Raw genomic sequence first — 18,506 nt, 5'->3', positions numbered from 1 at the left:
AGGAGCTGTTCCACCGATACCACGCCCCCGAAAACGTAACCGCCTTCACAAATGGCAGTGGCACGGGTTACACTAAGATTCACACTTATTGTTCAACAATTAAGGACGGTGTTGAATGGCTTCGCTCCACATTGATCTCAACGCGGACTTGGGTGAAACCACCGCTGGCAACCCGGTAGCCGATGATGCCGCGATGCTGGAGATGGTCTCTTCTGCCAATGTCGCCACCGGCTTCCACGCCGGTGACCCGCACTCCATTGCCCAGACCCTTGAGGCCGCGGCGCGTGCGGGAGTAACGGTCGGTGCACACGTGGGCTATAACGATCCGGCCGGCTTCGGCCGCCGCTTCATCGACTACAACGCGGCGGAGCTCGCGGACGAGATCACCTACCAAATTGGTGCGCTTGACGCGCTGGCGCGCGCCAATGGCACACGGGTGTCCTACGTGAAGCCGCATGGGGCGATGTACAACACCATCGTCAAGGACGAGGCACAGGCCAAGGGTGTCATCGCGGGCATTAAGGCCTTCGGGGATCTACCTGTGATGCTGCTGCCGGGCGGCCGCGCGGTCGATATTGCAGAATCGCAAGGCCTCACCGTCATCCGCGAGGCATTTGCGGACCGCAATTACAACCCCGATGGCACGCTGGTCTCACGCAAGCAGGACAATGCGGTATTGGGGGATGAAGGGGATGTCGTCAAGCGCGTGCTAGAAGTCGCCCAAACCGGATCCATTACCGCCATCGACGGCACGACGCTCGATGTCGATGCCCAATCCGTGTGCACCCACGGTGATTCACCGGGATCCGTGAAATTGCTGCGCGGTGTGGTCGAGCGCCTCAGCGCGGAAGGAATCGACATTCGGAGCTTTATATAATGCCGCATATTCACTTCGTTGGCACCCGCGCCCTGCTCGTTGATTTAGACGGGCTCGAGCAGGTCATGGCGTGGCATGCTGCGCTGTCTGCTAAACCGCTCAAGAACCAGGTGGATTGCATTGCCGCTGCCACCACATTGCTCATTACCTTTGAGGCGCCTAATTCCGCGCGCGCGGCCGCAGAGTTCCTGACGGACTTCTCCCCTGCCGCCGCTACCGCAAAAGAGGCGCGCACGGTAGACATCGACGTGCTTTACGATGGCGAAGATGTCGACGCCGCCGCCGAGCTCCTCGGCATGTCGCGCGAGGCCTTAATTGACTGGCATACCTCTACCGAGTGGACTGCCGCCTTTGGCGGCTTTGCTCCCGGCTTTACCTACTGCGCGCCCTCCGATCCTGCCCAGGCCAAGGCCGTGTCCCGCCGCTCCGATCCGCGCACCGCCGTTCCGGCTGGCGCCGTAGGCATCGCAGGCGAGTTCTCGGCGGTCTACCCGCGCGTTTCACCAGGTGGCTGGCAGTTGCTCGGCACCACCAATACCCCGATGTGGGATTCGCACGCGAACCCGCCCGCATTGGTGCAGCCCGGTGACCGCGTGCGCTACCGCGCCGTGGACGAGCTACCGGACTTGGTGGATCGCAGCGCGGAATCCAAGCGCTCGCCGGCCCGTCTGCCCCGCATGGAGGTCCTCGATGCCGGCCTGCTCACGCTTTTTCAAGACCTTGGCCGCCCCGGCGTAGGCGACCTCGGCGTGACGCCCTCCGGTGCCGCCGATCACGCCGCCGCGGCAACCGCGAATGTCGCCGTGGGCAATCCGCGGGGTGCGACGGTGCTAGAAAATATCGGCGGCATTAAGCTGCGCGCGCTGACCGATACCGTCATCTGCGTTACCGGCGCCACCGCCCGCGTTCGCCTGGGTGAGATGCCCGTGCACCTCGCCCGCCCGGTGCTCGTTACCGCTGGCCAGACCGTGACGGTCGGTGCCGCAACGGTGGGCATGCGCAACTACGTTGCCATTCGCGGCGGCATCATTGCCGAATCCGAACTGGGGTCCTCTGCCACCGACGTCCTTTCTGGCCTCGGCCCCGATCCCGTCACCACTGGCGATGTCATCGGCGTGCTGCCGCGCTCGACCGGCATGACGGATGCGCAATTGGTCAATCCTCTGCGCGTATCCGCCGATTCCGCTGGCAAAACGCGCGCGACGCTGCGCTGCGTGCTGGGTCCGCGCGATGACTGGTTTGGCGATAATATCTCTACCTTCCTGGATACCGAATGGGTCGTTTCCTCTGATTCCAACCGCGTTGGCCTCAGGCTTTCCGGGGCGAAAGACGGCGCGGAGGCTTCTGAAGCCTCCGCAGATGGGAACATCACCGTGCAACGCGTGAAAGACGGCGAGTTGCCCTCCGAGGGAATGGTGGCCGGCTCCATCCAGATCCCACCGAATGGCAAGCCGGTGGTCTTCCTGCGCGACCATGCCGTCACCGGCGGCTATCCCGTCATCGCCACCGTGCTGGAAGAAGATATCGACATCGCCGCGCAGCTCCCGCCCGGCGCGCGCGTGACCTTCCGCCTCGTGACACCTCAAGCTTTAAATACTGGAGAAGAAAATGCAGATTAAAACCGTCCTCATTGCTAACCGCGGCGAAATCGCCGTGCGCATTGCCCGCGTGGCCCGCGACTTGGGCATTAAGTCCGTCGCCATTTATTCCGAGGCCGATGCCGGTGCCCTGCACACCCAGGTTGCCGATGAAGCCTATGCGCTGCCCGGCAATACCGCCGCCGATACTTACATGAATATCCCGGCGCTGCTGGATATCGCCGTGCGCGCTGGCGCCGATGCCATCCACCCGGGCTACGGTTTCCTCTCCGAAAACGCCGACTTCGCCCGCACCGTCACCGATGCCGGCATGGTGTGGATCGGCCCCTCCCCGGAGTCCATCGAGCTGTTGGGCGATAAGATTGCCGCGCGCCGCGTGGCTGAAGAGGTCGGCGCGCCCCTGGCTCCGGGCACCTCAGATCCCATCGATGATTGGCAGGAGGCCCGCGCCTTTGCCGAGGAGCATGGCCTACCCATTGCCATCAAGGCAGCTTATGGCGGCGGCGGGCGCGGCCTTAAGGTCGTGGACTCCATGGATGAGATCGAGGGCGCGTTTAACTCCGCCGGGCGCGAGGCCATGGAGGCCTTCGGCCGCGCCGAGTGCTACGTGGAGAAGTTCCTGACCCACCCGCGCCACGTGGAGGCGCAGGTCTTGGCGGATACCCACGGCAACGTCCGCGTGCTGGGCACCCGCGATTGCTCCACCCAGCGCCGCTTCCAAAAACTTATCGAGGAGGCCCCTGCGCCCGCGCTTTCCGATGCTCAGCGCACCGGCATCATCGAAGGCGCGCGCTCCATTTGTTCCCACGTGGGCTATACCGGCGCCGGCACCGTGGAATACATCGTTTCCGAGGACGGCACCATTTCTTTCTTGGAGGTCAATACCCGTGTCCAGGTTGAACACCCTGTGACCGAGGTCGTGACCGGCACCGATATCATCGCCGAGCAATTCCGCATCGCCGCAGGCGAGCCCCTGTCTATCTCTGAGGATCCGGATTCCACCGGCCACGCCTTTGAGTTCCGCATCAATGCAGAAGACATCCTCAACGGTTTTGCCCCCTGCCCCGGCACCATCGTCTCCTTCGAGCCGCCCACTGGCCCCGGCATCCGCGTCGATTCGGCTGTCCGCTCGGGATCCATTATCCCGCCGTACTATGACTCGCTCATTGCCAAGCTCATAGTGTGGGGCCCCACGCGCGAGGTAGCCCTCGCCCGCTCGCGCCAGGCGCTGCGCGAGTTTGACGTCTCCGGCGTGCGCACCGTGCTGCCCTTCCACCGCGACATGATGGACGAGCCAGCACTTATTGGCACTGCGTCTTCCGCTGAGGCCGATGCCGGCGCCAGCGAAATCGGCGTCTTTACTGACTGGCTCGACCACAACTACCGTCCCTCTGCCGCCAACCAGGTAGACAAGGTCGAGGCCATCTACACCAAGCGCCGGACGGTCGCGGTGGAAATCGATGGCAAGCTCGTCAATATCGGCGTGCCCATGGACTTCCTCGCAGGCGCCGGTGCCGGTGCCGGCGCTGGTGCGGGCGCCGCGGATGGTTCTGGTGCCACCGCTCCCTCGACGGCCGGGGCGCAGTCCACCGACGATAACGCGGTCACCTCCCCCTTCGAGGCCAACCTCGTGGCCTGGAATGTATCCGATGGCGATAGCGTCTCCGAGGGCGATTCCATCGCCACGGTCGAGGCCATGAAGATGGAATCTGCCATCAAGGCCCCGCGTGGCGGCACCATCAAGATCCTCGCTAAGGAGGGCGACCGCCTGGATTCCGCGACGGTGATTGCGACCATCGACTAGCGCGTGCGGCCTACCTGGGTGCTTGGCCGCGCAGAAACTCACCCAGGTAGGGCAAGAGAAAGCGCACGGTTCCATAGCGGTGGCTGGCGATGAGATCGCGTTCTAAAAGCAGCTTGCGGGCCATGGAAATGGCATTGGGAGTCTTGCCCAGGTGCGCCGCGATGGCACCGGTGGGAATATCAGGTCCGTGTTCGGCTTCCAGCTCCGCCATGGCGTTGAGAAAAGCGCGCTGGGCGTCCGGAACATTCTTCAACGCAATCTTGTGCACCTGGTTGCCCATATGCGCTGGAATCTCGCGCGCCATCGAGTACCGCATGGGTCCACGCCAAAGCGCCGACCAACTGCAATAGGTACGGATACCCCTGCACCAATGCGGTCGCCTCTTCCAAAGCGCGCTCGCTGAAACCGCGCCCAGCCGCGGTGGCGGTGCTATGCAGGGTCTCGGCTACGGTGGCATCATCAAGCAGCCCCAATTCCAACCTTTGAGCGCGGCGCAAAAAGGTGGTGCCCTCGTGCTCCAATAGTTCTTCTACCCCGAAGGTCAATCCCGCGGCGGCGAAGGCGATATCGTACTCGTCCCGAATGAGATCCTGGATGGCGGTGGCAAGCTGCGCAAGCTCGCCCACGGAAGCCGCTTGCACCTCATCGACAGTCAACAAGACTCCAGCATCATGCGCACGCGCGGCCTTCAAGAGGCTACGCAGCCGCGAGACCAAGCTGGGCTGGGCCTGGTTGTGGGGCAATTGTGTCGTCACAGATCCCACGCCCGCCACAGAGAATCCCGTGATCTTGCGGCCCGTCTTCTCCGTATAGTCCAGCTCCTCGATGGCTTCCGGAATCGTGGAATTGCGCAGCTGCGCTACCATCTGGGCATCCGCATAGGCGCGGATAACAACACACCCTAGGCGGCGCGCGGATTCTTCGAACTCATTGAGCAGCACGGTTTTGCCCACCCCGCGAGTACCGCTGACCAGCAAGGCGCGCTGCATGCTGCCCACACCACCCACGAGCCCATAGTTAAACGAGCTGATTTCAAATTCGCGCCCAGCCAGCTGCACCGGCGACGCGCCCAAACTGGGGCGAAAAGGATTCTTATCCGGAATCACTATGCCAGACCTTCCATTTAGATCTTTTAGAACTTCGCCGCCTCTTTAGAACTTTTAGATCTTTAAGTCATACGGAATGGCCGTTGACGCCTCACCCATTCAGTAAGGTGAGGGGCATGCTTTCCCAGTCCGTCGCCACCGCCTTGCGCCAAGAGATATCGGCCGGCAATTTTCAGCCCGGCGAGCAACTCAGCGAGGTAAAGGTAGCCGAGCAATTCGGTTGCTCCCGCAATACCCTCCGCGAGGCCTTCACCACGCTCGCAGCCGAGCGCCTGGTTGAACGCATCCCCCACCGCGGCGTCTTCATCGCCACCCCGGATGCCGCCTATATCCGCGATTTATTCGCCGCCCGCGCCGCCATCGAGCCGGCTGCCGCGCGGTGGGGCGCGTTTGCCGATGCCCCCTCGCTCATCTCCCTCGCATCCTCCGCCTTCGAATGCGCAAGGCGCGATAAACACCAGGAAGTCTCCTCCATTAACCAGCGCTTCCACCAAGCACTGGTAGCAGGACTTGATTCTCCCACCTTGGATGAGCAGATGAGCAACCTGCTCGCGCGCATGCGGCTTACCTTCTTATTGGTCATTCCCCGCTACCCGCAGCTGCACGCCGAGCACATTCAAGGCAACGTTGATGTGGCCACGCTCATCGCGGAGGGAAAACGCGAAAAGGCCACCACGCGCTTGCGCGATAGCCTCTTAGAAACCTGCGATACCATCTTGTCCTTCACGGACTAAGAAAGTAGCGGGGACAATGCCTAAGGGATGAGATACTCCGCATCGCGGGCATTGGTCACCAGCATCTTGCCCGGCGCATGGGAAATGGCCAGCTCCGGCTTTGATTCCATCACGATGGCCTGCGGGGTGACCCCACACGCCCAAAAGACGGGCAAGCAGCCTTCTGGAATATCCACCGCATCACCAAAGTCTGGGTGCGCTAAATCCGCAATGCCGATAGCCACTGGGTCCCCCACGTGCACCGGCGCGCCATGCACGGATGGATAGCGGGAGGTAATGCGCACCGCATCGGAGACCTGCGATGCCGGAATCGGGCGCATCGACACCACCATCGGTCCGGAAAATACGCCCGCAGGAGTAGTAGGAATATTCGTCCGGTACATCGGCACATTGCGCTGCTGTTTGATATGCGCGATCTCTATGCCCGCATCTACCAGCGCTGTTTCAAAGGTAAACGAGCAGCCGATAAGGAAGCTGACCATGTCAGGGGTGTAATGGGAGGTGGCATCGGCAAGCGTGGCCGTGTGCTCACCATGCTCAAAGATGCGATAGGCCGGGATATCGGTGCGGATATCACCGCCAGGTAGCAAATCCGAGGTGTACTGGCCTGCCTCAAGCACGCCGACGATGGGGCACGGCTTGGGGTTGCGCTGGGCAAAAAGGAGGAAGTCAAAGGCGTATGCGCTGGGCAGCGAGAGCAGGTTGGCCTGCATGTAGCCTCGCGCGTGCCCGGCGGTGGTGGTCATCTCGTGGGTGCGCGCAAACTCGCGCACCTCTTCTGGCGTATGCATTATGCCCATATCGCCGTGATTCCTGAGACTGCTCGGAGACCGATGAAGATCGTGAGCAACCAGACCAGACTGCCAAGGATAAGCAGCCACTTTGGGTACTTATAGCCCTGCAGCAGGTCCTTGCGGCGCCAGGCCACCCACATCACCAGCGCGAAGCCGATGGGAAGGATGAGCCCGTTAATCGCACCGGCGAAGATCAAGAGCTTTTGCGGCGCGGAGTTGATTATTACAAAAATGATCGTGCAGACCGTAATGAAGATGACGGTGAAGATATTGCGGGTCCGGGACGAAGTTTCCTGGGTGGTCACGAAGGATACCGAGGTATAAGCGGCACCGATGACGGAAGATAGGCCTGCGGCAAAGAGCACCATGCCGAATGCACGGAGTCCGAATTCACCAGCTGCGTGGTAAAAGGCATCGGCGGCAGTATTATTTTCTTTTAGCGTGACGCCGGTGGCCACCACGCCCAATACCGCCAAGAAGAGCAGCATGCGCATAATCCCGGTGACGATGATGCCGCTGACGGAGGTGCGCGTAATGTTCTTGACGTTTTCAACGCCAGATAAGCCCGCATCGATCAACCGGTGCGCGCCGGCAAAAGTGATATAGCCGCCGACGGTGCCGCCGATGATGGTGGTGATGACAAAGAAATCGATTTCACCCGGCGCAACGGTATTCTTAAGCGCCTCCCCTACCGGCGGCTGGCTGACGATGGCCACATACAGCATGAGCAGGATCATTACCGCGCCCAAGGCGGCCACGAGGCGGTCCAGCGCCATTCCAGCGCGGCGGGAGAGGAAGATGAACACCGCAATCGCCGCTGCAATGACGCCACCGATGCGGGCATCGATGCCCAGCATCGCGTTCAGGCCCAGGCCTGCGCCGGCGATATTGCCGATATTAAAAATCGCCCCGCCGAAAAAGACGAAGCCGGCGAGCACCCAGCCCAAGCCGGGAAGAACGGTATTGCCCAGGGTGTTTGCGCGCATTCCCGTCACGCAGAGCACGCGCCACACATTGAGCTGGATGGCGATGTCCACCAAAATGGACAGCGCAATGGCGAAGGCAAAAGAAGCGCCCATCTGGACGGTAAAGACCGAAGTCTGGGTCAAAAAGCCCGGGCCAATGGCCGAGGTAGCCATGAGGAACATGGCGCCCGCCATGGCGCCAATGCCCTTGGGCGGGGTTTTCGCATCCGCCTGCGCATCCGCCTGTGCCGAGGCGGAAGCTTGTTTTTCAGCACTCACTAGTTTCACCTTTCGTGACGCCGGTCTCTCTTAAATGTGATTCGCATCATCATAATTGTTATTACGGAGGTTGTTCAACAACATCTATAGCTAGGGGTGCTTCGGGGGTGATCTACGCTACTTTTCCCGCCTTTCGCCCCAGGTATTCAACTATTGTCTCCACTACCCTATTCGGCTCATTGACCAGCTCTTTTGGCCCGAATCTCAATACGCTAAATTGCTGATTTTCGATTTCTCGTTGCCTGCGCATCTGTTCCTTGACCACTGTTTCCGGTGCTTTCCCATAAGTACCGTCATACTTGATATCCCCGTCGACCTCGATAATGAGCCACCCATCGATACATAAGTCAGCCCGGTACTTTCCCAATATGCGAAACTGTGGGTACACAGTGGCCGTGGGAATCCTTTCAATAATCAACGCCCGCAACAGCGACTCGTACGGTGATTCAGAACCGGCATACGCATGCTCCACCACCATTCTCATGGGGATAGGCCCCTTCATCCGAGCCATTGCTGCCCGAGTTTCCTTCAGATCTTCTATCGAAACTAGGCCCGCACGCAATGCGGAATCGACCGCTACAAGCCCCTCCGCAAACCCATGTAACCTGGCGATATCCAAGCACGTTCGTGCCGGATTAGTCACCCGAACCCCGGACTTTTCCACCGACATCTCCCCTATACGTGACATTCGATAATACTTTCGCGGCCACTGCGTGTGCGGTGGAATGCTTCCTGAAGGTGAAGCGAGCTCAACGAGCTCTTTTCTCCTGGGAATCACCCAAATTCCCCAAATACGCGCAGCTGACTTAGCCACCAATGACGCTCGGTGCGCACTTAGGCCGGCCGCTAAAGTAAGGGCAAGCTGTTGCTTATGCCATGGCCAGCTTTCCCACGTCGTTGTTTTCACTGCAATCCATGGAGCGACTCGCTTTAATTCGCCCGTGTACAGCGCGGGATAGTAAGGACTAGTTGAACCTGCATAGCGAAGATTAATTAACTCATGATTTAACATGCTCTTTATCTTCGCTGCTTCCTAGAGAAACTGCTGAGCGTGATGCTCCAAGTGGTCATATTCTGAGCTCCCCGCTGGGCATCCGCATTGAACGGGTCCAATCCCACGGGACGGGCGACTTACACCTTTTGCGAAGGATAGGTAGTCGGTCGCTTTGGTCAGGGTTGGAAGGTCAGCCTGCTATGGTCAACCTCCACTGCAATAACTGAGCAAACTCGCTCCTCAAATATCGCAAATTCTCTTCAAATATTGCATGGGACCCTGCACTTTCGGAGCATCATAAAGAGGCCTTTGAGCAACCGATTGCGGAACATCCTGAGGAGACCTTTGCACAGCTCTTTGTGGCACTGTTGCGGGAGGGGCCGCAACGAGTCCTAAAACTATCGCGAACAGTCACGAATCGAGTCCACATCAGGCGCGTGCAGCTCACCGCTGGAATGGGGCGTGATTTACTAGAACCAATGGAACCCCTCGAGCTCTCAGCACTCACCGGCACGCAATCGCGTACCTACGGCACCCGCAAAATCACCAAGGACATGGTGTCTGCGCCGGTCCATGTGGCGATCGCCCTGTGGGACGAACGCTGGGACTCAGCGGAGGACGGAACCATCGAGGGCTGGGTCATCGCGGTCAACACTCCGCAGGCACGCTTTGTACGCAAAGGCCAGATCAAAAAGGGCGATATCGTCAAAGTTGCAGTTAGCGAGCTACAGCGCGCCCTGCGCGGAATCGATGGACGTACCTGGATTGTCACTGGTCGCAGGCAAAATGCGCTGCGATCGGCACTCGAGAAGCGCGGCTATACGGTGACGGGGAGCTTTGCGGGGGAGAATCGGGCATCGGCAAGCGCGAGCTCCGCACGCCGCAAACAAGCTGGCTTGACCGCGCGGAAGGCCCGCAAGCTGGGCGAGGCCCCGAAGAAGAAGGAAGCAAACAAGGTCGAAACGCCAGAGGCGAAATGGTGGCCGAATTTCTCGCATACGACATCCTGGCCGGCGGGCGCGGTGGTGCGCATCGCTACCGATGCTTCCTCCGATACCGTATTTAAGGGTTCGATGTGTTTCGTGGCGGGAAACGGTGACTACCGCCTGCGCACCCGCGAGACGAAGGCTAGCACGGACGAACTGGAGCTAGAAGCGCTCACACTCGCCTTAAAGTACCTGCTCAAGGTAGGTGCGACGAAGGCCGTGATCGAATCCGATTCTGTTGCGGCATTGGATGCTGTCAACCACATTGTGCACAAGAAAGGCTCGAAGGCGGCACGGCCGGGACGCAGGTGGCGCGGTGTCTCGTCTGGTGCGCGCTCCCGATTCCAACAGGCCTGGGGCGATCTAGAAGGCACCTGCGAAGTGGATATTCGCCGTGTGCTCGGTCATGCCGGGGATCCGCTCAATCGCGCCGCCGATCAGATTGCGTATATGGGGCTGCGCGCCATTGCGCACCCCATGAAGCAATCGCGACCTACCTTGCAAAGCGGGATCAGCAAGGCGCTCAAGGCGGTATAGCCCCAGTTACCTCCGCAGTCGCCGCCACAGGATTCGCGCTGCGGAATGCGGGGTCGCCGCAACCTCGCGCAGGTAATTGCGCGGCATCGACAGCCACGGCGTGCGCGCGGGGTGGACATTAATTGCAATGCCTAAATGCCAGGCCCACAATGTGGTGCGCAGGGCATGGAAATCGTTGGTGACCACCTGCAATACGGCATCTGGTGCAAGGCTATGTGCGTTTTCTAAATTTTCATTTGTACTGGTAGCAGCCGGTTCCACAAGCACATTCCCAGGATCAACGCCTCGCTTGATGAGGTATTCGGCCATCGCGCCCGCTTCCCCGCGGCCAGAGACGATGACCGTCTGCCCAGAATAGAGTTCAAGCGTCTTATCCAAACGAGACCGCAGCATGGCGCCCGGATGACCGTGGGTGACACGGGAGCCCAAAACAAGGAGCGGATCACGCGGGGAATTTTCCATGCTCATTAGCTTAGACCGGCGCGAACCCTTGACAGACACAGGTACTGAACCGTAAATTGAGACACAAGTGTGCAATCGATTGCACGACCCATCGAAGCTGCTCTACCCCTGGGAGCCGAATTGGCCGCAACCACCCTCAAGCACGTAGCCGCCGCAGCTGGGGTGTCCATTTCCACCGCCTCGCGCGCGCTGGCAGGAAATCCAGCTATTTCCGCAGCCACCCGCACGCGCGTAAAACAAGCAGCCGAACAGCTCAATTACCGCCCAAATGCCCAGGCACGCGCGCTGCGAAACGCACGGTCCAATGCCATCGGCCTCGTCATACCAAGCCTGGATAACTCGTATTTCGCCGCCATGGCCGCCGCAATTGAACAAGAAGCTAATGCTCACGGTGTCGCCACCATGATTACCAGCTGCGGCGAGGATCCTGCGCGTTTGGAACGCTCCCTCGATGCCCTCACGCAGCGGCAGGTCGATGGAATAATTACTGTTCCACTCGATGGCGCAGAAGACGCTATCCGCCAGGCCCATTCCCATCGGCCGTTGCTATTGATTGACCGAACACTGGGGGAATTTCCCGCCGTGATTTCTGATCCTGGTCCGGGAATGCATAAGGCAATTGCGCAGCTCAAGGACAAAGGCCATACCTCGATTGGCTACCTTTCCGGCCCCCAAGAAACCTCTACCGGCAGGCAGCGCCTCGCTGTATTCACAGAAGCAGCCCGCGACCTTGATATTCACATTCACCAAGGCAGTTTCCGGCACCGAGAAGGGTATAAGGGAGCAATCGAACTACTTAATGCCGGGGTCACGGCTATCGTCGCCGCTGATTCGATGATGACTGCGGGCGCCTTAGAAGCCTGTCATAATTCCGGCAAGGCCATTGGAGAGGAAGTCGCACTCGTCGGTTTCGATGACTTCATTTACCTGCGCTTCCAGCCAGCGCCCATATCCGTAGTGGACCAAAACGTCGACCACATGGGCAAGATAGCCACCGCAGAACTCATCGCGGCCATCAAAAATAAGCGCCCGCCTCAAGGATCGATAATCGATACGCGATATATCCCCCGCATGTCCACTGCATTCACCGTAGAATCCGATTCATAGGAGGATTTCCAATGAGCAAACTCACCGTCGTCGGCTCGATTAATGCTGACCTTATTGTCCATGCCGAACGCCACCCGCACCCCGGCGAAACGCTGCTGGGCTCCGGCGGCGAGATCCTCGCTGGCGGCAAGGGCGCGAACCAAGCGGTCGCCGCTGCGCAATTGGGCGCCAATGTAGCATTCGTCGGCGCGGTCGGCTCCGACCCCTACGCCGAGCCCGCCATGCACTACATGCACAGCTCCGGCATCGATCTCAGCGCGGTGGAACAGTCCGATACCACTACCGGTTTGGCGGTCATCACGGTCTCCGCCGATGGCGAAAACACCATCGTCATCTCCCCCGGCGCGAACGCTCTTGTCGATGCCCCCTTCGTCACCGCCCGCCAATCCACCATCGCCGATGCGGACGTGGTCCTACTCCAGGGCGAAATTCCCGCCTCCGGTTTCAAAGCCGCAGTCGATGCCGCCCAAGGACGCGTGGTTGTCAACCTCGCCCCGGTCATCGAGGTAGACCGCGACGCCCTCCTGCAAGCCGATCCCCTCATGGCCAACGAGCACGAGGCCGGCCTCATCCTCGAGCAACTAGGTCTTTCTTCCACCGGCACCCCGCGCGAGCTCGCCCACCGCCTGGTTTCCGCAGGCTTTAAATCGGTGGTGCTGACCCTCGGGGCCGAAGGCGCCTACGTAGCAACGCCCGATTCCAACACGGACATCCCCACCCCACAGATCACCGCGGTCGATACCACCGGCGCCGGCGATGCCTTTGCCGGAGCCTTTTGCACCAAGCTCCTTGAAGGCGCCACGCTTGTCGATGCCGCCACCTTCGCCGCCCGCGTCGGTGCCTTCGCCGCCACCAGCGCCGGCGCCCAGCCGTCCTATCCCACGACCTCTTCACAATTGCCAGAGGTCACGCAGAAATAGAAGCGTCCAGTTTTAAAGTCACTGCAATGGAAGGTCACATCAGCCATCATGCATAAGAGCCTTGGAAAGGATAGTAAGAATAAAGAGAGAAGCGGTAAGAGCGAGCCTAAAAAATGGAAAGCCTTTTTAATCTCGCTATTGATATTTCTGCTTGTCCCCTTACCTTTTGCTCTTTACCTTGGCGGCACTGAGTGGCTTTTCAATGGCGAAGAATCGGTACCGAAAGAATTCTGGGTTTCTTATGTACTAGGTTTCGTCGTTTTTATTGGTGGATTGCTCTGGATGCAGATCAAAGAGTGGTTCCATGACGACTCCAAGAATTCTAAACGGTAGCTGACTGGAGTCTCCCTCTCTTTTAGCCGAAAAAGAAAGGGAGCTCCTCCCTACTCCCCTAGCAGCTTCGAGCGCAGGTTCTTATCCTTCTGCTCGACTTCTTCTGCCATCTTTTCTTGGTAGGCGACCATCTTGTCTTGCAGGGCGGGGTCTCCGGCGCCCAGGATGCGGGCGGCCAGCAGGCCGGCGTTCTTTGCGCCGCCGATGGAGACGGTGGCCACGGGAACGCCGCTAGGCATCTGCACGATAGAAAGCAGGGAGTCTAGGCCATCGAGGTCCTTGAGTGCGCGCGGGATGCCAATAACGGGCAGCGGGGTGGCCGCTGCAACCATACCCGGCAGGTGGGCGGCGCCACCGGCACAGGCGATGATGGCCTTAAGGCCGCGGGAGTGCGCTCCCTTGGCGTAGGCCAGCATCTTTTCCGGGGTGCGGTGGGCGCTGACCACGCCAACCTCAAACGGGATGCCGAAGTCCGCGAGGACTTCCGCTGCGGGTTCGACGGTGGGCCAATCCGAATCCGAGCCCATGATGATTCCTACCTGCGGTTCCATAATGTCCTTTCTAGGTTTTAAGAGTTATTCCCACGTTGCGTGCATGAGAAAGTGCGCGGCCTGGCGGGCGGCATCGCGGGTCTCATCGAGTGATGTACCAGCGACATTGACGTGGCCGATCTTGCGTCCAGCGCGGTGGTCCTTGCCGTACAGGTGAATCTTGGCGTGCGGGTAGCGTTCCATGACCTCGCGCACACGCTGCGGCATAGGCATCTTGGGATCTTCGTCCGCGCCGAGCACATTTGCCATAACGGTCACCGGGGCTAGGGCGTCCACCGCACCCAAGGGCAGGTCGAGTACGGCGCGCAGGTGCTGTTCGAACTGCGAGGTCACGCAGCCATCCTGGGTCCAGTGGCCGGTATTGTGCGGGCGCATGGCCAATTCATTAACGGAGATATCCTCGCCATTTTCACCGTTGAAGGCGAAAAGCTCCACGGCCAGCACGCCGGTCACGCCGAGGGATTCGGCAATGCTTAGCCCCAGCGCAGAGGCACGTTCGGCCAGCTCAGGCGAGAGATCGGGCGCGGGCGCGATGGCCTCGGCACAGATGCCGTTTGCCTGGCGGGACTGGGTAATGGGCCAGACCTTGGCTTCACCGGATGGGCGGCGCGCTACCAAGATGGATAGCTCGCGGGTCAGATCCACTTGCTCTTCGGCCATGAGCGGCGTGCCGGCATCTAATGGCTCAGCGACGAGCTCATCAAGATCGGCATCCGAAGGAAACCACACGCCCTTGCCGTCATAGCCACCGCGGCGGGCCTTGAGGCAAACGCGCCCGTCTACGGCATCGAAAAAAGCGCGGGCATCAGCAACGGATTCGATTGCGCTAAACCGCGGAACGGGCGCCCCCAGTGCGGAGAGCTTTTCCCGCATGTCCAGCTTGTCCTGGGCATAGCGCAGGGCGCTGGGCTGGGGCTGGACGTTAAAGGAGGCATCGATAAGCGCGGCGGAATGCTCATTGGGCACATGCTCATGCTCGAAGGTAACCGCATCCGCGCCGCGGGCTGCCGCGAGCAGATCCTCGTACTTGTGGTAATCGCCCACCACGATGTCCGGGGTGACCTGCGCGGTCGAAGAATCCGGGCTACCAGCAAGAATCCGCAGATGAATATCGAGTTCAGCGGCGGCAGGCTGCATCATGCGCGCCAGCTGACCATCGCCACAGACAGTTACAATAGGTTTTGAGACACTCACGCCCACAATATTAGCTTGGATACCATGTTTACCCGTCATTCGATCTTCCAGAACTCCCTCATGAGCGCTCTCCTTGATGGCATTTATGACGGCGAGATGACCATCTCTGAGCTGCTAGGAAAGGGCAATTTCGGCATCGGTACCTTTAATGGCCTCGATGGTGAAATGATTATCCTGGACGGGACCTGCTACCAACTGCGCGGCGATGGCTCCGCACGGGTTGCGGACTTGGACCAGCAAACCCCTTATGCCGTGGCCACCAACTTTGTGCCGCGCATTCTTGTCGATGCCCCACGGGGCCTGCGCCGCGACGAGCTTTCCGCCTTCATCGATGAGGTGGAACCTTCCGCCAACTACATGTACGCGGTCCGTATCACGGGCAGGTTCTCTGAGGTCACCACGCGCACCGTGGTCAAACAAACCAAGCCCTATCCCCCAATGACCAAGGCGGTCGGCGGCGATAAAGAGCTGCACTTTAGCGATGTCGAAGGAGTCATCGGCGGCTTCCGCACTCCCGTGTACGAGCGCGGGATTTCGGTGCCAGGATGCCACGTGCACTTTATCGACGCCGCGCGGCAATCCGGCGGACATGTGCTGGATTACACCGTGGATGAGGCGAAAATCGAGCTCTGCCCCGGTTCCGATTTAGAACTGCGCCTGCCGCTGACCCAAGAATTCAGCAGCGCTAACCTCGCACCGGAGGACCTAGATAAGCAATTGCACTCCACCGAGGTTAAAACCAGGGGCGATCATTAATAATCTCTGCTACCTGCTTTGACTTGGCTACGGTGGGAAAATACATGGCCCTGTCCCAGCCATTGAGCGCAATGGAGATACCGCCGCGGCGCTTGCGGGCGCCGCGAATATCTTCCAGCGGAATTGAATCGATGTGGCGGCCTTCCCGCACAATGACGCGGCGATTGGTCACGATGAACCGCTTGCGGCGAGCCTTATAAAACGGAATGAGAAAGCGCCACGTGCTCAGCCCGGCCCACAAGACGACGAGCCCGTTGCGCAGCATGGGTTCTACTCCCTGGGCATCGCACCAGCCGATGGCAATCCACAGCACGCCCGTAATGAGGATGAGCTCCAGAAATGGGAAAACGAGCGCGCGAAATGGCGCGGATACATCCGCGCGCTTGACCTCGCCTTGGCCCATCTTCATCAATCCCATAGCCATGGATAGTACCAGTGCGAGGCAGCGCTACTCGGACTGCGCGGATTCCGCCGCACCTGCCGCGCGATACCTATCGCGCGGCACCTATCGCACGGCGCCGATCGTGCGACATCTAACGTGCGGCGCCTATCGCGCCGGACGCAGATGTGTCACGTCACCGGCGGAGTAGTACTCGCCTGCGACGTTAATGCGGCCGTCCTCACCAATGCCCTCAACGCGGCCGATAACATCGCCAGTCGGGGTCTCCAGCCGCACCTCCTGGTCAATGGATGAGCACACTGCGCGGTAATCCTGCATAAGCTGCGGATCCTGGTTCTCCCACTGCGTAATGCGGCGGCGCAGGTTTTTCAGCACGGTAATGGCCAGCTCGGTGCGGTCGGTATCGCGGCCTTCCAGAGCCAACGAGGTGGCCTTTTCAATGGGCAATTCCTCGCGGCTGAGCGTGACATTAATGCCCATACCTACGACCACGCGCGCAGAGGGCGCCTGCCCGCCGACGGCCTTATTTACCTCGGCTTTATTGACTTCAGCTTTGTTGACCTCAGCCTTGTTCAACTCAGTCTTATTGAGTTCTGCCTTATTGACCTCAGTCTTCGGTGCGGACTTGAAGGCTTGGCCCACGGGACCGGCCTCGGCAAGGATGCCGCAGAGTTTATTCCCATCGATATGCACATCATTCGGCCACTTCAGCACGGAGCCCTCGATGGAATCGGTCACGGCCAAGCCCGCAGCCAGCGGAAGCGTGCCCAAGTGGTCGAGAGAATCGGGCAAAAGCAGCACGGAAAAGATCACCTGGGATCCGGCCGGCGCCGTCCACGCCCGGCCGAGGCGGCCTTTGCCGGACAACTGCTCATCGGCAAGCAGCACGGTGCCATCGGCAACGTTTGTGGCCTGCATCAGGTCGGTATTGGTGGAACCGGTCTGATCCACAAAATCGATGGTGGTGAAATCCTCTGCCAGGGCGGTGCGAATGCGGTGCTTATCAAGTGCAGTCATAGATTCCAAGATACCGTCCGCCGGTGGTGCTAGTGTGTTGCGCATGGCAAAGGTCACTTTTGAAAAGGTAAATATAACCTACCCCGGCGCGGCGGCGCCCACCGTGAAGGAATTGGACCTAGAAATCGCGGACGGCGAGTTCCTCGTTTTGGTGGGTCCGTCTGGCTGCGGCAAGTCCACGACGCTGCGTGCGCTTGCGGGCCTTGAACCAATTTCTAGTGGCCGGATTTTAATCGATGATGCAGACGTCACGGGCCTCGAGCCGGGCGATCGCGATATCGCGATGGTTTTTCAAAATTACGCGCTCTACCCGCACCTTTCGGTGGAAGAAAACATGGGCTTTTCGCTCAAACTGGCCAAGCTCCCGAAGGCTGAAATCAAGCAAAAGGTCCAGGATGCAGCAGATATGCTGGGCTTGAGCGAGTTCCTCAAGCGCAAGCCCAAGGACCTATCGGGCGGTCAGCGCCAGCGCGTGGCCATGGGCCGTGCCATCGTTCGCAACCCTAAGGCCTTCCTCATGGATGAGCCGCTATCTAATCTGGATGCGAAGCTGCGCGTGCAGACTCGTACCGAGCTTGCGAGCCTGCAGCAACGGCTTGGGACCACCACGGTCTATGTCACCCACGACCAGGTCGAGGCCATGACGCTGGGGCATCGGGTAGCCGTGCTCAAAGATGGTGTATTGCAGCAGGTTGCCCCACCGCGCGAGCTTTATGCGGAACCGGCCAACGAGTTCGTCGCCGGCTTTATTGGTTCGCCTGCAATGAATATCTTTGACTACAACGGCGAGCGCCTGGGTGTGCGCCCGGAAAATATGCACCTCAATGAGGGGGCTGAGGGACTGCGCGGCGTGGTCGACCTGGTTGAAGAGTTGGGTTCCGAATCCTTTGTCTACGCCACGGTGGGTAGCGCACGGTTCGTGGCCCGGTGTGAAGGCACCCCGCCGCAGCGCGGTGAGGAGGTTGTATTGACCTTTGATGCAAGCGCTGCACACAGCTTTGACCCAGAAACCGGGCGACGTATCTCCACCTCCTAAATTACCCCCCCCATTTAGAGGTGAATAATCAAAATCTATTCTGCGCGCGGTGTTTG

20 protein-coding genes are annotated in these 18,506 nt (G+C 59.9%); 10 read left to right on the top strand and 10 right to left on the bottom strand.

Features of this window, described 5'->3' with window-relative positions; genetic code table 11:
• The first annotated feature begins 115 nt into the window (after positions 1–115).
• Genes ABRP64_RS03010 through ABRP64_RS03000 form a run of 3 tightly spaced genes read left to right on the top strand, consistent with a single transcriptional unit; the run spans position 116 to position 4,279 of the window.
• The gene (locus tag ABRP64_RS03010; protein WP_284849874.1) at positions 116–877 is read left to right on the top strand and encodes a LamB/YcsF family protein; all 762 of its coding nucleotides are present in this window, start codon (positions 116–118) and stop codon (positions 875–877) included.
• Positions 877–2,496, top strand: coding sequence for a 5-oxoprolinase subunit B/C family protein (locus ABRP64_RS03005; RefSeq protein ID WP_349865379.1), 1,620 nt, complete (start codon positions 877–879; stop codon positions 2,494–2,496). The genes ABRP64_RS03010 and ABRP64_RS03005 overlap by 1 nt, the downstream gene beginning before the upstream one ends.
• Complete coding sequence (locus tag ABRP64_RS03000) at positions 2,486–4,279, top strand: ATP-binding protein (RefSeq protein WP_349865376.1); 1,794 nt, start codon at positions 2,486–2,488, stop codon at positions 4,277–4,279. Before ABRP64_RS03005 ends, ABRP64_RS03000 begins: the two co-directional genes overlap by 11 nt.
• Before the next feature lie 10 nt (positions 4,280–4,289).
• On the opposite strand, the gene ABRP64_RS02995 is transcribed toward ABRP64_RS03000, so the two are convergent.
• The gene (locus ABRP64_RS02995) at positions 4,290–4,490 is read right to left on the bottom strand and encodes a DUF8462 domain-containing protein (protein WP_296087657.1); all 201 of its coding nucleotides are present in this window, start codon (positions 4,488–4,490) and stop codon (positions 4,290–4,292) included.
• Positions 4,459–5,385, bottom strand: a complete 927-nt coding sequence (locus ABRP64_RS02990) for an ATP-binding protein (RefSeq protein WP_349865374.1) — start codon at positions 5,383–5,385, stop codon at positions 4,459–4,461. The genes ABRP64_RS02995 and ABRP64_RS02990 overlap by 32 nt, the downstream gene beginning before the upstream one ends.
• 116 nt (positions 5,386–5,501) lie before the next feature.
• Here ABRP64_RS02990 and ABRP64_RS02985 point away from each other — a divergent pair, with 116 nt between their 5' ends.
• Entirely contained in the window at positions 5,502–6,119 is a 618-nt protein-coding gene (locus ABRP64_RS02985; protein WP_349865372.1) for a GntR family transcriptional regulator, read from the top strand.
• A 20-nt stretch (positions 6,120–6,139) separates the two neighbouring features.
• On the opposite strand, the gene ABRP64_RS02980 is transcribed toward ABRP64_RS02985, so the two are convergent.
• The 3 genes from ABRP64_RS02980 to ABRP64_RS02970 form a co-directional block, all read right to left on the bottom strand.
• Entirely contained in the window at positions 6,140–6,919 is a 780-nt protein-coding gene (locus ABRP64_RS02980) for a putative hydro-lyase (protein ID WP_349865370.1), read from the bottom strand.
• The gene (locus tag ABRP64_RS02975) at positions 6,910–8,073 is read right to left on the bottom strand and encodes an NRAMP family divalent metal transporter (RefSeq protein ID WP_284770101.1); all 1,164 of its coding nucleotides are present in this window, start codon (positions 8,071–8,073) and stop codon (positions 6,910–6,912) included. Before ABRP64_RS02975 ends, ABRP64_RS02980 begins: the two co-directional genes overlap by 10 nt.
• Before the next feature lie 196 nt (positions 8,074–8,269).
• Complete coding sequence (locus ABRP64_RS02970; protein WP_349865368.1) at positions 8,270–9,169, bottom strand: DUF559 domain-containing protein; 900 nt, start codon at positions 9,167–9,169, stop codon at positions 8,270–8,272.
• 461 nt (positions 9,170–9,630) lie between these two features.
• On the opposite strand from ABRP64_RS02970, the gene ABRP64_RS02965 reads away from it, so the two are divergent.
• Complete coding sequence (locus ABRP64_RS02965; RefSeq protein ID WP_349865366.1) at positions 9,631–10,674, top strand: ribonuclease HI; 1,044 nt, start codon at positions 9,631–9,633, stop codon at positions 10,672–10,674.
• Positions 10,675–10,680: 6 nt separating this feature from the next.
• Here the strand turns inward: ABRP64_RS02965 and ABRP64_RS02960 are convergent, their stop codons facing one another.
• Positions 10,681–11,136, bottom strand: a complete 456-nt coding sequence (locus ABRP64_RS02960; protein ID WP_284770067.1) for a YdcF family protein — start codon at positions 11,134–11,136, stop codon at positions 10,681–10,683.
• A 120-nt stretch (positions 11,137–11,256) separates the two neighbouring features.
• Here ABRP64_RS02960 and ABRP64_RS02955 point away from each other — a divergent pair, with 120 nt between their 5' ends.
• From ABRP64_RS02955 to ABRP64_RS02945, 3 genes are read left to right on the top strand one after another with little or no spacing between them, the layout of a single operon-like run.
• Entirely contained in the window at positions 11,257–12,243 is a 987-nt protein-coding gene (locus ABRP64_RS02955) for a LacI family DNA-binding transcriptional regulator (RefSeq protein WP_349865364.1), read from the top strand.
• An 11-nt stretch (positions 12,244–12,254) separates the two neighbouring features.
• The gene (locus tag ABRP64_RS02950; protein WP_284781817.1) at positions 12,255–13,163 is read left to right on the top strand and encodes a ribokinase; all 909 of its coding nucleotides are present in this window, start codon (positions 12,255–12,257) and stop codon (positions 13,161–13,163) included.
• Positions 13,164–13,211: 48 nt separating this feature from the next.
• On the top strand, positions 13,212–13,496 hold the full coding sequence (locus ABRP64_RS02945) for a hypothetical protein (RefSeq protein ID WP_349865362.1): 285 nt from the start codon (positions 13,212–13,214) through the stop codon (positions 13,494–13,496).
• 50 nt (positions 13,497–13,546) lie between these two features.
• Here ABRP64_RS02945 and purE read toward each other — a convergent pair whose 3' ends face one another.
• Both purE and ABRP64_RS02935 read right to left on the bottom strand, forming a co-directional pair.
• Positions 13,547–14,047 (bottom strand): 5-(carboxyamino)imidazole ribonucleotide mutase, encoded by a 501-nt coding sequence (gene purE / locus ABRP64_RS02940; protein WP_302521138.1) that lies wholly within the window; start codon positions 14,045–14,047, stop codon positions 13,547–13,549.
• A 24-nt stretch (positions 14,048–14,071) separates the two neighbouring features.
• Positions 14,072–15,280, bottom strand: coding sequence for a 5-(carboxyamino)imidazole ribonucleotide synthase (locus ABRP64_RS02935; RefSeq protein WP_349865360.1), 1,209 nt, complete (start codon positions 15,278–15,280; stop codon positions 14,072–14,074).
• On the opposite strand from ABRP64_RS02935, the gene budA reads away from it, so the two are divergent.
• The gene (budA, locus tag ABRP64_RS02930; protein ID WP_349865359.1) at positions 15,266–15,997 is read left to right on the top strand and encodes an acetolactate decarboxylase; all 732 of its coding nucleotides are present in this window, start codon (positions 15,266–15,268) and stop codon (positions 15,995–15,997) included. The genes ABRP64_RS02935 and budA overlap by 15 nt on opposite strands.
• On the opposite strand, the gene ABRP64_RS02925 is transcribed toward budA, so the two are convergent.
• Positions 15,975–16,415, bottom strand: a complete 441-nt coding sequence (locus ABRP64_RS02925; RefSeq protein ID WP_284770074.1) for a YdbT family protein — start codon at positions 16,413–16,415, stop codon at positions 15,975–15,977. The genes budA and ABRP64_RS02925 overlap by 23 nt on opposite strands.
• Positions 16,416–16,544: 129 nt before the next feature.
• A complete protein-coding gene (locus tag ABRP64_RS02920; RefSeq protein WP_349865357.1) occupies positions 16,545–17,414 on the bottom strand; it encodes a biotin--[acetyl-CoA-carboxylase] ligase in 870 nt (289 codons plus the stop codon).
• Between the two features lie 43 nt (positions 17,415–17,457).
• Here ABRP64_RS02920 and ABRP64_RS02915 point away from each other — a divergent pair, with 43 nt between their 5' ends.
• Positions 17,458–18,450 carry an ABC transporter ATP-binding protein gene (locus tag ABRP64_RS02915; RefSeq protein ID WP_349865355.1) on the top strand — a complete coding sequence of 331 codons (993 nt, stop codon included), beginning with the start codon at positions 17,458–17,460 and terminating at the stop codon, positions 18,448–18,450.
• The last annotated feature ends 56 nt before the right edge of the window (positions 18,451–18,506 follow it).

This window comes from Corynebacterium sp. KPL4015, from assembly GCF_040225725.1.
Classification (GTDB): domain Bacteria; phylum Actinomycetota; class Actinomycetes; order Mycobacteriales; family Mycobacteriaceae; genus Corynebacterium; species Corynebacterium rhinophilum.
The sequence above is the reverse complement of the archived record's forward strand: the minus strand, read 5'-3'. Positions and strand labels throughout refer to the sequence as shown.

Excerpts from the sequence above, each read along its gene's own strand:
- ABRP64_RS03010 (WP_284849874.1), top strand. The coding sequence starts at position 116 with ATGGCTTCGCTCCACATTGATCTCAACGCGGACTTGGGTGAAACCACC.
- ABRP64_RS03005 (WP_349865379.1), top strand. The coding sequence starts at position 877 with ATGCCGCATATTCACTTCGTTGGCACCCGCGCCCTGCTCGTTGATTTA.
- ABRP64_RS03000 (WP_349865376.1), top strand. The coding sequence starts at position 2,486 with ATGCAGATTAAAACCGTCCTCATTGCTAACCGCGGCGAAATCGCCGTG.
- ABRP64_RS02995 (WP_296087657.1), bottom strand. The coding sequence starts at position 4,490 with ATGGCGGAGCTGGAAGCCGAACACGGACCTGATATTCCCACCGGTGCC.
- ABRP64_RS02985 (WP_349865372.1), top strand. The coding sequence starts at position 5,502 with ATGCTTTCCCAGTCCGTCGCCACCGCCTTGCGCCAAGAGATATCGGCC.
- ABRP64_RS02980 (WP_349865370.1), bottom strand. The coding sequence starts at position 6,919 with ATGGGCATAATGCATACGCCAGAAGAGGTGCGCGAGTTTGCGCGCACC.
- ABRP64_RS02975 (WP_284770101.1), bottom strand. The coding sequence starts at position 8,073 with ATGGCGGGCGCCATGTTCCTCATGGCTACCTCGGCCATTGGCCCGGGC.
- ABRP64_RS02970 (WP_349865368.1), bottom strand. The coding sequence starts at position 9,169 with ATGTTAAATCATGAGTTAATTAATCTTCGCTATGCAGGTTCAACTAGT.
- ABRP64_RS02965 (WP_349865366.1), top strand. The coding sequence starts at position 9,631 with ATGGAACCCCTCGAGCTCTCAGCACTCACCGGCACGCAATCGCGTACC.
- ABRP64_RS02960 (WP_284770067.1), bottom strand. The coding sequence starts at position 11,136 with ATGGAAAATTCCCCGCGTGATCCGCTCCTTGTTTTGGGCTCCCGTGTC.
- ABRP64_RS02950 (WP_284781817.1), top strand. The coding sequence starts at position 12,255 with ATGAGCAAACTCACCGTCGTCGGCTCGATTAATGCTGACCTTATTGTC.
- ABRP64_RS02945 (WP_349865362.1), top strand. The coding sequence starts at position 13,212 with ATGCATAAGAGCCTTGGAAAGGATAGTAAGAATAAAGAGAGAAGCGGT.
- purE (WP_302521138.1), bottom strand. The coding sequence starts at position 14,047 with ATGGAACCGCAGGTAGGAATCATCATGGGCTCGGATTCGGATTGGCCC.
- budA (WP_349865359.1), top strand. The coding sequence starts at position 15,266 with ATGTTTACCCGTCATTCGATCTTCCAGAACTCCCTCATGAGCGCTCTC.
- ABRP64_RS02935 (WP_349865360.1), bottom strand. The coding sequence starts at position 15,280 with ATGACGGGTAAACATGGTATCCAAGCTAATATTGTGGGCGTGAGTGTC.
- ABRP64_RS02925 (WP_284770074.1), bottom strand. The coding sequence starts at position 16,415 with ATGGGATTGATGAAGATGGGCCAAGGCGAGGTCAAGCGCGCGGATGTA.
- ABRP64_RS02920 (WP_349865357.1), bottom strand. The coding sequence starts at position 17,414 with ATGACTGCACTTGATAAGCACCGCATTCGCACCGCCCTGGCAGAGGAT.
- ABRP64_RS02915 (WP_349865355.1), top strand. The coding sequence starts at position 17,458 with ATGGCAAAGGTCACTTTTGAAAAGGTAAATATAACCTACCCCGGCGCG.